A 14,634-nucleotide genomic window follows, 5' to 3' on the forward strand; every position below is an offset into this window, starting at 1 on the left:
TGTGGAGTGATGATAAAACTGTTCACCTGAAAGGCTAATTGTTGCGAACAGCTTCTTTTCCCCTGAAAGACCCTTTCCATCAATCGTTAAAAAACCTGAGGTTTTCTCAGAAATAGTAGAAAGTGAATGTATCGTCGTAATTTTCCCCGCTCTGTTCGGCTTACAAAACCTCTTAACCCCATCCTTTATTCACTTCAGCAAAGTTGCCATCTTCTTAACAAAATCCTTCACAACGATAATTGATTCCAACATGCTGACCATCCCATTTATAAAGAGTGGTTTTCATCCTCTCCATCTTCCGTCATATTCAACGGCATCATCATCTCTAACAGATAATTAAAGCTTCCTTTTTCTGCTCCTAATGTTGTTTCAACGATATAAACAAAAGCGACCACTTTCTGCAGAAGTTCATCCGACTGCCAGCCAAAGATTCCCTCATCAAATAAAAACTGAGAAGAGACCAATAAAATTTCGATTGTTTCCTTTGGATAAGGGGTTGAAAAGCATCCCTCCGCAATCCCTTGTTCAATCACCTTCGTTAATATTGGGGTTAATTGTTGAATCGTTTCAACAAGGCTTTTCTGATGCATCTCTGCATTATTTGCCTCATGCAGCTCTTCAATCATGCCTTCTTTGCGGGCCGAATCTGTTCTTTGAGCCATAAGAATTTGAAAGAGCTTTTCTGGTGCCTTTAAATCTGGTTTGGCAGCAATCGATTTTGCCATATTCACCCCACTATCAATAAAGCGTTGGACAACAGCATCCATGACTTCTTCCTTCGATTGAAAATAGTGATAAAAGGTCCCTTTGGCTATCCCAACTTCTTTCAAAATGGCATTCACGGTCGTCTTTGAATAACCCTTCATCGTAAATAACATTTCAGCAGCATCTAATATTTCATTTCTACGTTCATCATGTGGTTTCGAAATTCTCATTTTCACCCTCCATTTTCATTAGACCGACCGTCGGTCTAATGAAATCATAATCTTTATGCCCATAATAATCAAGAGCTTTTACTAAGTTTTAACTAAACGTTTACAATTACCCAAAAAGAATTCTGATGCGTACTTAACTGAATTTGTGAATATAAACAGCCTAAACGAGTTAAACGAAAAAACCTGGAGAAATTGCAAAACACAGTCCGCACTTATCCAGGTTTTTTTATTTATTTGGCTCATTTCCGCCAGACTTGATGTTATTTTCAGCAATTTCTATCAAAAGCTTCACTGTGAACGACAAAATTTCACGATCAGAATGGAAATTTTTCTACCCAATTTGCTCATTTCCTCGTAATCACTGTTTCTAACTCATATATGGCCTTTTTAACCATATCTGCATCAATAATTCCGATCGGCAAAACATGAATGGATTCTCCTTTTAATGTAGATTTTTCGGCGATCATAGTAACGATATCGTCCTCTATTTCTTGAATTCCTAATTCCTTAAGTGAATACGGTAAGCCAAGTCGGCGATAAAATGGAAGCAATAATTCAATTTCATGTTGTTTACCTTCTAAAACAAGCTGTACAAGAATGCCATATGCTACCTTATTACCGTGCAAAATATGATGGGTTGCAACTAACGCAGTTAAGCCGTTATGAATGGAATGGGCACCAGCAATACGCCCATAGTGGTCACCAAAGCCTCCAACCATTCCCCCTAAAACGATGATTGCCTCAACAACTTTAATGAAATCATCATTTAACATGCCATTATTAACCGCTTTAATCGCTCCTTCTGAATGTCCCATGAGAAGATTTTTACACTGCAATGCAGTATAATGAGATATTTGCAATGGAACCGGTTTATTGGGTAATCTTTCCATTTGCACATCAGCTTCATACCATTTTGCCAGTGTATCGCCAATTCCTGCGATAAACATTGCTTTTGGGGCATGAAGTAAAATATTGGGCTCTATTAAGACTAAACTAGCACAGATGGGATAAACGTCATATCTGATGAAAGCACCAGTCTGATCGTATAATACACTAAGGGGTGTCCATGGTGAGCAGTTGGATGCAAGTGTCGGAACTAAAATTGCTTGAGTATGAGTCATATCGCAAACTGCTTTCACTAAATCGAGTACCTTTCCTCCGCCAACACCGACTACCCCATCAAAAGCATGCTTTTGTACAGCCTTTGCTAGTTCGGTTATTTCTTCTAAAGAACACTCCCCGCCATAAGTATGCTCCTGATAAACAACTTTTGATAACATTGGCCAATATGGCTGAACTGCATTCCACGACTTCACGCCATGAACAACGAGGATATTTTTAAGTCCTCTCTCCACAAGCTTTCCTTCAAGAAGCTCAAGAGCTCCCTCTTGTAAAATATACTCACTTGGTGCTCCGTGTACGGAAAATGACTGCATAAAGTGTCCTCCTTCCTCTATAAAAAGACCCACTCTCTTCGAAGTGGGTCAAACAATTACATTATTCATTCATCCACTCTGGTTTACCAAAACCTTGGAACTCTTCATCGATCACCTTTTCAAACGCATCAGATTGAACAATTTCGACAATGTCTTTTGCAAGCTGATCATCCTTATTCTCAGTTTTCACAGCAACTACATTGCGATATGAATCAAGCATATTCTCTAATGCTAAAGCACTTAATAAATCCATACCTGCAGCAAGAGCAAAATTTCCTGGAACTGCGGCAAGGTCAGCACTCTCCACCGAGCGCGGAAGTTGTCCAGCTTCAATTGGTTCGAATTTTAGATTTTTCTTGTTTTCAATTATATCTTTTTCAGAAACTGTTAACGGGTCCGCTTTTTCATCAAGAATAATTAATCCTTCCTCTTGAAGTGTATTAAATGCGCGTGCTGCATTGGTTGGATCATTGGGAATCGTAATCGTTGCACCGTCAGAAATTTCTTCAATCGTTGTAAATTCATTAGAGTATATTCCCATAGGTGCAGTTGGAACTGTGATTAATGCTGTTAAATCCATATTATTTTCTTTCGCAAAATTTTCTAAATAGATCGTATGTTGGAACAGATTTGCCTGAATATCACCATTATCCAATGCATTGTTTGGTTGAATATAGTCGCTGAACTCAATCACCTTAACTTTGTATCCTTTTTCCTCAAGACCCGGGATAATTGCCTTCTTTAGCATATCACTGTATGGACCTGCTGTTGCCCCAATTTGAATTTCCTTTGTTTCTTCACCTTCTCCAGCAGAATTTGAATCATTGTTCCCGCATGCTGCTAGAAAACCTAATACAAACAAGGCAAACGTTAATTTTAACCATTTTTTCATTTTTTCTTCCCACTTTCTCTCTCATAGATTTCTTTTATATCGTTATATATGCTATCTCTTATCAACAACTTTTGCGATAAAATCACCAAGGATTTGAATCACCTGAACTAAGATGACGAGAATAAGGACTGTCGCAATCATGATCGTATTATCATAACGATAATAGCCGAATCGAATGGCCAAATCCCCGATTCCCCCACCACCAACAGTTCCAGCCATCGCTGAAAAACCAATTAAACTAATAAGTGTTAACGTAATTCCAGAGATAATCCCTGACTTTGCTTCTAAAAGTAGAACATCTTTAATAATCATCCACGGTGTCGCTCCAGCCGCAATAGCCGCTTCAATAACACCTTTATCAATTTCTCTTAACGCCGTTTCTACTATGCGTGCAAAAAAAGGAATGGCTGCAACCGAAAGGGAGACGCTTGCCGCTGCCGGACCAATTTGAGTACCAACAATAGCTTTAGTGAGTGGAATCAGCGCTACTAATAAAATGATAAAAGGGATCGAACGAACTAAATTTACGATAAATCCTAACATACTTTGAACAGCTTGATTTTCCCAAAACAGCCCTTTATCTGTAATATACAAAAGGATGCCAATTGGAAGTCCAACAATGACAGCAACGGCAAGAGAAATCGATATCATGTAAATCGTTTGGAGAAAGGCTGTATTAATATCTGGTAAAAGTTCGACGAAATGTCCGAAATCAAACCCCATCTCGCAACACCTCCACCTGTGCGTCACGCTCTTCAATATATTTTAGCGCTTGTTTAATTTCTTCCTTTGCGCCCTTTAATTCCATTACAAAAATGCCAAGCGGTAAATCTTGAATGTACTCAATAGAACCATGCAAAAAATTTCCCTTAACCTGATATTGTTGTAAGGTATCTGAAATAACACCTTCCCCTGCTACTTTTCCGCGGAACGTCACCTTTACGAGCGGGCCTTCACAGCTATTCGCAATCGTTTCAGGAATATCATAAGACACTACGCTCGCAATAAACTCCTTGGCAAGCTCTGTTTTCGGACTGGCAAAAATATTGTAAACAGCCCCTTCTTCCACGACTCTTCCTTCCTGCATAATTGCCATACGATTACAAATTTCTTTCACTACATTCATTTCATGTGTGATTAAGACAATAGTGATCTTTAATTCTTGATTGATTTTCTTAAGCAAATTCAATATTGATTTTGTTGTGGTTGGGTCAAGAGCCGATGTCGCTTCATCGCAAAGCAATACTTTTGGATTGTTGGCTAATGCTCTTGCAATTGCTACTCTTTGCTTTTGTCCACCACTTAACTGTGAAGGATAAACATCCCGTTTATCGGAAAGCCCAACCATTTCAAGAAGCTTCTCCACTCTATCTATCCTTTCTTTGGCGGGCACCTTTGCTGCCTTTAAAGCAAAAGCAATATTTTCATAGACTGTTTTCTGACTAATTAAATAAAAATGTTGAAAGATCATTCCGATTTTTAAGCGAGCTAATCTTAAAGGTTCACCACGTAGCACAGTAAGGTCTACTCCATCAACTGTTAAATGTCCAGACGTTGGTCGCTCTAGTAAATTAATGCAGCGGAGCAATGAGCTCTTGCCAGCACCTGAATAGCCGACAATCCCATAGATCTCACCTTTCTCAATGGATAGTGAGACATTATCAACACCATTAACTTCGCCCTTTTTTGTTTTATATATTTTTGAAAGATTTTGAATTTCTATCATACACATACCCCATTCTTCACCTACTTAGTAAGAATCGCCTTCGGAGCAATTAAAATTGAAATTAGTACTGCTTAAAATCATCCTCTAGCAGCTTTTCATTATATTAATCAACGGATAAACAATAACGGCCTATTCTCTTTCGCAAAAGGAAATATGAACCTGCGGTAGCAATTCTCGAACGGAACAACCTGAAGTTTGAAAGAATATTTATTACAAGTAGGCAACATCACGGAATAGTCTACTAAACCATTAAAAAATGCGCCTTTCTACTGAAAGACGCATCGAAATACTATATCTCGACTTATCTTTCAGAATGTAAACATTCTGCAGGAATTGGCACCTTCCCAAAATAGGGGGTTGCCGGACGTCATAGGGCCATGTCCCTCGGTCACTCTGGATAAGTTTGAAAATTTTAATTAGAATGTAATTTAGATAATACTAGTGGACAAATTTTCTGTCAATAGTAAATTTACTATCCTTTTTTATGTAATGCGCTTACATCGTGGATATCAATCCGTTTCATGAAAAAAACTTTTTTTAAGAGAATACAATTCCTCACGTCTATCTGCAAATACGGGAATCCTTTGCCTCACATCTTCCACTTCCTTCATATCAATTTCCGCGTAAAAAATACCTTCTTCCTCTTCGTTCGTGACGAGGAGCTCCCCCCATGGGGCTATGATCATTGAATGTCCATTAAATTCATTGTCGGGATCAGTTCCGACACGATTAACGGCGACAATATAGCATTGATTTTCGATTGCTCTTGCCTGTAGTAATAATTGCCAATGATCAATTCTCTTTTTCGGCCATTCTGCAGGAACAAAGACTACTTTTGCACCTAGTAATATATGGGTACGAATCCATTCAGGAAATCTCAAATCATAGCAGATGATTCCAGCGCATTCGACGTCGTCAAGCTGAAATCGGTTCAGCTTTTGTCCGGGCTCCATATAAAGGTGTTCGTCCATCAGCCTGAACAAATGAGCTTTATCATATTCAGAAACAACGCTTCCTCCTTTATCTATCACATACATCGTATTATAGAATCGCTCACTTCGCTTTGTTGCAACAGATCCCCCAACAATATTTACTCGATGTTGATAAGCAAGACTTTGTAAAAACTGTTTCGTCTTCTCTCCATTCTCATCTGCTATTCTATTAAGCTCAGTTAAAGCATAGCCTGTGCTCCACATCTCAGGTAACACAATCGTATCACTTCCGTTATTTGCTGCCTCTTCTATATAGCGTTTAACAGCAGCAAAGTTTTTTATCGGTTCACCAAATTCGATATTCATTTGCACACATGCAATTTTCATATTTGCCTCCCTCTAGACATTTTTATTTAAAGATTATAGAATTTGATATAAAATCGCAAATACTTTTTAAAGGTGGAACATATGGAATATTCCGAAAGATTAAAAAAACTACCCGTTCAATTTTTTGCTAATCTTGTTGAGAAAGTCAATAAAGCATTAGCAGAAGGCAGAGATATCATCAATTTAGGCCAAGGCAATCCCGATCAGCCGACCCCAAGTCATATTGTGAAAGCACTTCAGCATGCAGCGGAGGATCCGAATATGCACAAATACTCACCCTTTCGCGGACTACAGGAATTAAGAGAAGCTGCTGCCCACTTCTACCAAACCCAATATGGAATTGAAATCGATCCTAATCGAGAGGTGGCCATTCTTTTTGGTACTAAAACTGGTCTTGTCGAATTGCCTCTCTGTTTGTTAAATGAAGGTGAGCTCATGCTTCTTCCTGACCCCGGCTACCCTGATTATCTTTCAGGTGCTGTGCTTGCTAATGCAGATTATCGTTTATTCCCACTTAAAGCAGAAAATCAATTTTTACCTGATTTTAAATCGATTGCCAAAGAACAGGTCGAGGCAGCAAAGCTGATGTATTTAAATTATCCCAATAATCCAACTGGAGCTACAGCCGATCTGGCGTTTTTTGAAGAGACCGTTCGTTTTGCCAAAGAAAATCAAATAACCATTCTTCATGATTTTGCCTATGGGGCAATTGGCTTTGATGGCAAAAAACCAGTAAGCTTTCTTCAGGCAGAAGGAGCAAAGGATATTGGAATTGAAATGTACACATTATCGAAAACATATAATATGGCTGGATGGCGTGTGGGCTTTGCAGTCGGCAACGCAAAAATTATAGAAGCATTAAACCTCATTCAGGATCATCTTTATGTAAGCTTATTTCCAGCAATCCAGAAGGCTGCTGTTTCAGCATTAACAGAGGAACAAACTTGTGTAGTCGAGCTAGTTGCCCGCTATGAGAAACGACGGAACGCATTGATTGCAGCATGTCAGGAAATCGGCTGGAAAGTAGAGGCACCCGCTGGTTCTTTTTTTGCTTGGTTACCAGTTCCGACAGGCTATACAAGCGAACAATTTGCTGAGCTTCTGCTTGAAAAAGCAGACGTTGTAGTGGCACCAGGTAATGGCTTTGGCAAATTCGGTGAAGGCTATGTACGTGTAGGACTCCTTGTTGACGAAGACCTGCTCGTAAAGGCAGTAAAGCGAATTGGCAAGCTCGAAATCTTTCAATAATTGTTGAAAAGCTCAGAGCGAGTCTGAGCTTTTTTGCTGTTTTCCATTTATTCAAGCTAAAAAAATGTCTGGTTACTAACAATAAATCCAACAATCGTTTTTTCTGCTTCCAAATCAGACTAGCAATTCAAATTATCCCCGACCAGTTTTTTTTAGAAATGATCCTTTATTCCATCCTTAGCCATTTCCTTTCGTTCAGGCATGGGAGAGGCTACGCTATTCTGAAAAAAAGCAAAGAGTTCATAACCATTTAGCGGATTAACACATCTCTTTCTACATTAGAAACTCATAAAAAGAGTGACTTTTATTTTCCTATACCTTGATCTAGTGCCACTTCTTCTGGATTAGGTACTCGAAGGAGAATTAAAGCCCCGATAATAAACAATACTACAAGACTGAAAACTCCAAAGTTGGTATTTCCGGTAATTTGAGCGGTTATTCCCAAGAGAACAGGCCCAGCTACTGCAGCAAATTTGCCAAAAATGCTGTAGAATCCAAAAAATTCATTAGATGATTCCTTCGGTACCAGTTTTGCAAAATATGACCTGCTTAATGATTGAATTCCTCCTTGTGCTGTTCCAACAAGCATTGCTAAAACCCAAAAATCTAACGCGGAATCTAAGAAGAAAGCATAGCAGCAGATAAAAATATAAATGAAGATGCCAACCATAATCATTTTTTTATCCCCGTATTTTGTGCCAAACTTCCCAAAAATAACCGAAAAAGGAGCTGCCACGATTTGAGTGACGAATAGAACAATGAGAAGTGTAGAAGAACTAATTCCTAAATCAGAACCATAAGCAGTCGACATTTTAATTACGGTATGAACTCCATCAATATAGAAAAAATAAGCTAATAAAAATAGAAATAATGGCCGATACACTTTAATATTTTTAAACGTCTGTAATAGCTTTTTAAAACTTGTCCTAACTGGATTGGAAACCCTCTCCACATAATAATTCTGTTCCACATTCTTTAGCATGGGAATCGTAAAAATCCCCCACCATAATGCCGTAATCACAAAAGCTATCTGACTGGCTACCGTGACCGATAATGGGATGATGCTTTCTTGGGCAAGTATAATAATAGCAATAGAAATAATAAATGGAATTGTACTTCCTATATAGCCAATAGCATAGCCATGGGCAGAAACCTTATTCATTCTATCTTCCGTTGTTACATCGACGAGAAAGGCATCATAAAAGATATTGGCACCAGCAAATCCTACCGATGTAAGCACAAAGAAAATTAATAAAATAAACCATTGATTTGAAGGAACTACAGCTAACAACAAGGTAAAAATAACCCCGAGTGTAGTAAAGAAGACAAAGAAGCGTTTCTTAAATCCTTTAAAATCTGCAATTGTTCCCAAAATAGGAGCCAAAATCGAAACAATTAATGTAGCAATCGAGTTTGCATAACCCCAATAAGCGGTTGAAGTTGTGGCCGAAATTCCTGCTTCAGTCGCAACAGACTTAAAGTATAAAGGCATAATGGCTGTCACAATCACGAGTGTATAGGCCGAATTTGCCCAATCGTAAAGGGCCCAACTTCTTTCAGGAATGCTGTATTTTTTTTCCACTTTAATCCCCCTTTTGATAGCTCTTTAATCATTTGTTCATCTCTGCCCTTTAATTTACTTTTGTTCCAATTCCAATTAGAAAGATGGTCCCCAAACTGCAATAAAGTGTCAGTCTTTAATGCCACAAATAATTCATTTCCCTTGTATTTCCCGATTAAAGAAATGGATTAACCATATTCCCATTGTACTACTATTATTTATGATTAAGATAGCTACTATTGTAAATTTATTTCAAATTTTCTATTCACTTCTAACACCGGAATTTCAGCAGTCTGCATTTTTCAAGAAACATCACTAAAAATTTGAATAGGATAGGTGTATGAATACTCCGGGGGTGAGAGGATGGCAGTTGTAAAAGCAACAAATGCAGATATTGATTTGTTAGCAAGACTGCTTAGAGCAGAAGCTGAGGGTGAAGGTCTTGATGGAATGCTAATGGTTGGAAATGTGGGGATTAATCGCATAAGAGGAAATTGTTCAGATTTTGAAGGAATCCGAACCATTTCTGAAATGATCTATCAACCACATGCTTTTGAGGCAACACAAAAAGGATATTTTTACCAACCCGCAAGAGAGGTCGAGAGAAAATTAGCCCGGCGAGCCATTGCCGGAGAGCGCGTGTGGCCATCGAAATTTAGTTTATGGTACTTTAGACCTCCGGGTGACTGTCCACCTCAATGGTATAATCAGCCGCTTGCTGGCAGATTCAAGCTCCACTGTTTCTATGAGCCAACAGCAGAAGAATGTGAAAATATTTATAACACATTTTAAAGAGGTACTGAAGACAAACATAATCCAAAATGATCATTACGTATAATTCTAGCAATATCGTTTCACAGAACAATCGATAGCAAAATGAACAATCGGCAAAAAAAGAGTCAGCATATATGAACTGACTCTTTCTTCATTAAACAGTTACTTGTCTTGTCAATACAGAAACTAAACGATCCATTCCAAGCTTAATGTTATCCGGTGTAGAATGACTGAAATTTAATCGGAAGGTGTTAAGCTTAGGCTCATTCACATAAAATGGAGTGCCAGGAACATATGCGACGCCATTTTTAACCGCTTCTCCGAGGAGACTCGTAGCATCAAGCTTTTCATCGCCTTCAATCCACATGAACATACCGCCCTTTGGTTCCTTCCATTTAAATAATCCCCGATCAAGCTTATTTAAAAAGTCTCTCATAATCGTCATCCGAATATAATATTCTTTTCGCAAAGTTTCAATATGACTTTGCAAGTCGAAATCTCTCATAATATAAAAAAGTGCTTGTTGATCAATGGAACTCGAATGCAGATCAGTCATTTGTTTAGCCTGTGACATCATCGCAATCACTTCGTCTGGACCAGTTACCCAACCAGTTCTTAGCCCTGGAACAACTGTTTTGGAAAATGTACTCGTATACAGTATATGACTTCCTTTTTCATCAAAAGAGGCGATAGGCTCAAAAGTATCATTGGTAAAATTTAATTCTCCATACGGATCATCTTCCAATGTTAAAACATGGTATTGATAACACAGCTCGACTAATTTTTGCCGTCTTTCAGTGCTCCAAATTTTCGCTTCCGGATTCGAAAAAGTCGGGACAATATAAACAAATTTCGGCTGATAAACGCGCATTTTTTCTTCTAAATCATGCGGATCCATTCCATTTTCGTCTCCCTTTACGGCAATAACCTTTGCTCCATAGGAGCGGAAAACCTGCAATGCAGCTAAGTAGGTAGGATCTTCCGTCAGGACAACATCGCCTTCTGCGAGCATGATTCTTGAAAATAAATCTATTACCTGCTGGGAACCCGTTGTTAATAAAGTCTTCTCAACTGTTGACGTAATCCCTTTTTTCGTCATCACAGTCTGTATAGCTTCCCTCAGTGGAGTAAATCCCTCTGTTAAACCGTATTGCAATGATGAGCGTCCAGATGCAAACACTTTTTCATATGCACTTTGCACTGCTTCAATCGGGAAGAAATCATCAGAAGGCAGCCCTCCTGCAAAAGATATAACATTTCCTTGTTGTATGACACTTAAAATATCTCGCACAGCAGATGATTTAAAGTGCTTTGTTTGCTCTGAGAATGAATAATCCATTTGGGTCCCTTCCTTTTTTTAAATATCGGCTAAAAATTCAACTCGATGAGTCGATTTCGTTTTTTTTTCAATAACGGGAAATCGCTACTCTTTTGATAATTATTTAAATTATCTGTATGTTGAAATATTTTCTCTTATCATATACCTACAGTTTCCTTGTTTCAAGAGTTTTTTTCCACACTTCGGCAAAATGACTGAAGAAATGATCATGGGCTCCAAAAAAAGAAGCACGGCATAACCGTGCTTCAAAATTATTAAGCTCTTTTAAATGGCCACCAGTTTGCCTCGCCAAAGTTTTTGACCATGACAGGAATAAATAGCGGCAGTACAACGAAAGCATACAAAAATAATCCGACAATGGTAATGGATGCAATTTGTAATAAGGACAACATCCCAGAAGGAATCATTGCTGCAAAAGTACCACCTAAAATAACAGCCGCTGAAATAATGACCGTTCCCATTTTTTTCATAGCCATAAACATTGCCTGAGCGATTAATAGATCTTTATATTCATTGAAGCGATCCATGAGAAAGATGCTATAGTCTACACCTAGAGCAACAAGGATGACAAAGGCAAAAAACGGTACCGCCCAGCTTATACCGGCATAGCCTAATAGATTGACAAATAATACTTCATTAACCGCCATCGAAGTAAAGTACGTAAGAATAAGAGAACCAATGATGTAAAGAGGCATGATTAATGAACGGAAAAGAAAGACTAATATAATGGCAATCCCAATCAACATATATACCACTGTTCTAGAGTAATCCTTCCCCGACATCGTGCTTAAATCAGCGTTTGTGCTAGTAATACCGCCTACGGCCACAATCGCATTCTCTAATTTCGTACCCTTAGTGGCACGCTTTACCGCTTCCTTCATTTCATCAACTTGAGCGATTGCTTGATTAGAGTATGGACTTGCGTCAAAAATGACATCCATTGTCATTATTTTACGATCTTTTGACATATATGTGTCTAGCACTTGAATGAAATCGTCACTTTCTAACAATTTAGGCGGAAGGTATAGCCCACTCATTTCTCCAGCCTCTGATAAACCAGAGAGATAGTTTTGTGCTGAACCTAAACCTTCATACACTTGATTTAAACCATCAGCGCTTTGTTCAAGTCCTTCTGTAAGAAGTGATAGCTGTCCATTAATATCATCAAATCCAGCAAGGAGCTGTTTTTGCCCCTCATTAACGCTACCTAAGCCGTTAGTTAACTGTGGTACATTGCTGACAATCAAGTCTTGACCATCTGCCAACGCATTCAATCCTCTTTTTTGGGCCTCAATACCATCAATTAACTGCTGGAGCCCTGCCCCCAATTCGTTCTTTCCTGTTTTCAGCGCTAAATCGAAGCCTGTATTTGCTTTCGCCATTCCTTCATTGAGCTTTGATAACCCATCATTTAATGGAGCGATAGAATTTAACAAGCCTTGCTGTTGATTGGGAACGCCATGAAAATACCCATTAATGGTTCCTTTTAGTACTTGGTATTGCTGATCTGAAGCAAGTGCTTCATAATGATTATCCAAATGATTAAACAGTGAAGCTGTTGTATCTGCTAAACTGCCCATTGCTGCAGCAACCTGCTGATATCCTGAAGTTAACTGGGAAAGATTGTCACCTATAACCTGATAATTTTCCAGAAGCTCACTTCTATACTTATCCAGCAATAGCGCTGCTCCTGCTTTTGCTCGTTCTAAGCCCTGTATAATTTCTGTTGAACCGGCAGATCCTTGGCGAATGCCATTTTCAATTTTGGCCAAATTCATTTCAATTTCAGCTAAACCATGTTGTAGCTGACCAGTGCCAGAAATTAAATCATTAATCCCCTTCGCTGCCTCATTAAGTTCTGGTTCAGAATTAGCTAATTGTTGGCTCGCCTCCTGCAAACCAGTGCTAATTTCCAATATTCCCTCTTTACCAGCATCAAGTCCCTCTTCTAGTGCCTCCGCTTGTTTTGCAACAAGAAAATCTTCAATCGGTTCACCTGTAGGCATTGTAACAGAACGTACCGTTTGAACCATGTCTACTTTCTCTAATTCCTTCGTGATTTGATCGACAAGGGTAATATACTCAATAGAATCCAGCGCTTCGTCATTTTTGAGCACAATTGTCGTCGGCATTGCTTCACCTGGGCTAAAGCTAGCAGCAATTACATCAAACGCCTGAATCGAGCCAACATTTCCACTTATTTCTTCCATAGAATCGAAGGATAGCTCGCCATCATAAGAAAGCAAAAATGGGACACAAATGATTGCTACAATAAGCAATGATACGAATGGTCTTCCCAATGAAAACTTTCCTGCTAACATCCACAGTTTACTATCGCTATGTTCTGCTTTACTCTTTGATGGCCAAAAGAGCTTACTTCCAAGCGCTGCCATGAAAAACGGAACTAGTGTAAAGAGAGCTAACAGTAAAATAGCGACGCCTACTGCAACAGCCGCCGCCGATTGGTAGAGAATGAATTGGGAAAAACCAATCGCAGCAAATCCAATCATAACCGCAATGCCACTAAATAGAACAGTTCTTCCTGCATTGCGGTATGTTTCAACAATAGCAGCAGCTACTGTCTCTCTTTGTGATAATTCTTCCTTAAATCGACTTAATAGTAAAATACAGTAGTCTGTTCCAATTCCAAAGAGGATTGCTACTAAGAAAATTTGTGTATAGGTTGAAATGGGAAAATTCAATTGATCAACTAGAAACGAAACGATCGATTGCGATGTTAAATAGGTAAAGCCAACCGTGACCAAAGGGATCAGTGGAGCAATAAAAGATTTAAAGACTAGGAGCAGGACAACTAAAATAAAGACAACAGTAATCCCTTCTGTCTTTTTTAATCCCTCTTGAGAACTGTTGACCAAATCTTCATTAATCAGCCATTCGCTAGTGAAATAATGGTCAACATCTATATCCTCTAACGCGCGATATAAAGCTTCCTTAACTTCTCCTTGTTCTCGCTCTTCCCATTTTAGACTAATGGAAGCAAGAATAGCTTTCCCATCTTCTGAAACAAGCTGATCCTGAAGGAGCGATTCATTAAAATGCGTTAAGATTTTCGTGATTCCAAGCTCTTCTTTCTTTTCTTCTAAAAGTTGTATCGCTCGCTCTGCTTCATCTATATTTGCATTGGTCAGTTTTTCTTCATTATGAAACACCAACGCAACCGTTGTTTCTTTCTGTCCACCTTCTTGATCTTGCACTTCCTGCAAAATCCTTCCAGCTATTGATGATGAATATTCATCCGGTACCTTAAGTTGCCCCTTTTCACGTACAAGCTCCCCCATATTCGGAGCAATAAAAAATAAACCGATAGCTACTATAATCCACAAAGTCAAGACTATCCATTTATTTTTAATAATAAAATTCATTTTCCTACCCCCAAATGATCA

11 protein-coding genes and 1 riboswitch are annotated in these 14,634 nt (G+C 38.7%); of the genes, 2 read left to right on the forward strand and 9 right to left on the reverse strand.

Annotation, left to right across the window (positions count from 1 at the left end; genetic code table 11):
* Positions 1–266: 266 nt before the first annotated feature.
* From FCJ93_RS05310 to FCJ93_RS05335, 6 genes are all read right to left on the reverse strand, one after another.
* Positions 267–935, reverse strand: coding sequence for a TetR/AcrR family transcriptional regulator (locus FCJ93_RS05310; protein ID WP_095306288.1), 669 nt, complete (start codon positions 933–935; stop codon positions 267–269).
* 344 nt (positions 936–1,279) lie between these two features.
* The gene (locus FCJ93_RS05315; RefSeq protein WP_095306289.1) at positions 1,280–2,371 is read right to left on the reverse strand and encodes an iron-containing alcohol dehydrogenase family protein; all 1,092 of its coding nucleotides are present in this window, start codon (positions 2,369–2,371) and stop codon (positions 1,280–1,282) included.
* Positions 2,372–2,432: 61 nt separating this feature from the next.
* A complete protein-coding gene (locus FCJ93_RS05320) occupies positions 2,433–3,263 on the reverse strand; it encodes a MetQ/NlpA family ABC transporter substrate-binding protein (RefSeq protein ID WP_095306290.1) in 831 nt (276 codons plus the stop codon).
* A 51-nt stretch (positions 3,264–3,314) separates the two neighbouring features.
* Positions 3,315–3,986, reverse strand: coding sequence for a methionine ABC transporter permease (locus FCJ93_RS05325; RefSeq protein ID WP_095306291.1), 672 nt, complete (start codon positions 3,984–3,986; stop codon positions 3,315–3,317).
* On the reverse strand, positions 3,976–4,989 hold the full coding sequence (locus FCJ93_RS05330) for a methionine ABC transporter ATP-binding protein (protein WP_137743093.1): 1,014 nt from the start codon (positions 4,987–4,989) through the stop codon (positions 3,976–3,978). The genes FCJ93_RS05325 and FCJ93_RS05330 overlap by 11 nt, the downstream gene beginning before the upstream one ends.
* Positions 4,990–5,287: 298 nt before the next feature.
* Positions 5,288–5,393: riboswitch (SAM riboswitch) on the reverse strand.
* Between the two features lie 105 nt (positions 5,394–5,498).
* Positions 5,499–6,308 (reverse strand): carbon-nitrogen family hydrolase, encoded by an 810-nt coding sequence (locus tag FCJ93_RS05335; RefSeq protein ID WP_095306293.1) that lies wholly within the window; start codon positions 6,306–6,308, stop codon positions 5,499–5,501.
* 81 nt (positions 6,309–6,389) lie between these two features.
* Here FCJ93_RS05335 and FCJ93_RS05340 point away from each other — a divergent pair, with 81 nt between their 5' ends.
* On the forward strand, positions 6,390–7,556 hold the full coding sequence (locus FCJ93_RS05340) for a pyridoxal phosphate-dependent aminotransferase (RefSeq protein ID WP_137743094.1): 1,167 nt from the start codon (positions 6,390–6,392) through the stop codon (positions 7,554–7,556).
* A gap of 304 nt (positions 7,557–7,860) precedes the next feature.
* Here FCJ93_RS05340 and FCJ93_RS05345 read toward each other — a convergent pair whose 3' ends face one another.
* Positions 7,861–9,138, reverse strand: a complete 1,278-nt coding sequence (locus FCJ93_RS05345) for an MFS transporter (protein WP_137743095.1) — start codon at positions 9,136–9,138, stop codon at positions 7,861–7,863.
* A 342-nt stretch (positions 9,139–9,480) separates the two neighbouring features.
* On the opposite strand from FCJ93_RS05345, the gene FCJ93_RS05350 reads away from it, so the two are divergent.
* The gene (locus tag FCJ93_RS05350; RefSeq protein ID WP_095306296.1) at positions 9,481–9,909 is read left to right on the forward strand and encodes a cell wall hydrolase; all 429 of its coding nucleotides are present in this window, start codon (positions 9,481–9,483) and stop codon (positions 9,907–9,909) included.
* A 136-nt stretch (positions 9,910–10,045) separates the two neighbouring features.
* On the opposite strand, the gene FCJ93_RS05355 is transcribed toward FCJ93_RS05350, so the two are convergent.
* Together FCJ93_RS05355 and FCJ93_RS05360 are read right to left on the reverse strand one after the other, a co-directional pair.
* Positions 10,046–11,230 (reverse strand): aminotransferase-like domain-containing protein, encoded by a 1,185-nt coding sequence (locus tag FCJ93_RS05355; RefSeq protein WP_095306297.1) that lies wholly within the window; start codon positions 11,228–11,230, stop codon positions 10,046–10,048.
* 254 nt (positions 11,231–11,484) lie between these two features.
* Positions 11,485–14,613, reverse strand: a complete 3,129-nt coding sequence (locus FCJ93_RS05360) for an MMPL family transporter (protein ID WP_095306298.1) — start codon at positions 14,611–14,613, stop codon at positions 11,485–11,487.
* Positions 14,614–14,634 lie beyond the last annotated feature (21 nt).

Origin of the sequence: Robertmurraya siralis, from assembly GCF_005502275.1 — a bacterium.
GTDB classification, from domain to species: Bacteria; Bacillota; Bacilli; order Bacillales; family Cytobacillaceae; genus Robertmurraya; species Robertmurraya siralis.

Coding starts and splice junctions, on each gene's coding strand:
- FCJ93_RS05320 (WP_095306290.1), bottom strand. CDS start 3,263: ATGAAAAAATGGTTAAAATTAACGTTTGCCTTGTTTGTATTAGGTTTT.
- FCJ93_RS05335 (WP_095306293.1), bottom strand. CDS start 6,308: ATGAAAATTGCATGTGTGCAAATGAATATCGAATTTGGTGAACCGATA.
- FCJ93_RS05310 (WP_095306288.1), bottom strand. CDS start 935: ATGAGAATTTCGAAACCACATGATGAACGTAGAAATGAAATATTAGAT.
- FCJ93_RS05360 (WP_095306298.1), bottom strand. CDS start 14,613: ATGAATTTTATTATTAAAAATAAATGGATAGTCTTGACTTTGTGGATT.
- FCJ93_RS05355 (WP_095306297.1), bottom strand. CDS start 11,230: ATGGATTATTCATTCTCAGAGCAAACAAAGCACTTTAAATCATCTGCT.
- FCJ93_RS05350 (WP_095306296.1), top strand. CDS start 9,481: ATGGCAGTTGTAAAAGCAACAAATGCAGATATTGATTTGTTAGCAAGA.
- FCJ93_RS05340 (WP_137743094.1), top strand. CDS start 6,390: ATGGAATATTCCGAAAGATTAAAAAAACTACCCGTTCAATTTTTTGCT.
- FCJ93_RS05315 (WP_095306289.1), bottom strand. CDS start 2,371: ATGCAGTCATTTTCCGTACACGGAGCACCAAGTGAGTATATTTTACAA.
- FCJ93_RS05330 (WP_137743093.1), bottom strand. CDS start 4,989: ATGATAGAAATTCAAAATCTTTCAAAAATATATAAAACAAAAAAGGGC.
- FCJ93_RS05325 (WP_095306291.1), bottom strand. CDS start 3,986: ATGGGGTTTGATTTCGGACATTTCGTCGAACTTTTACCAGATATTAAT.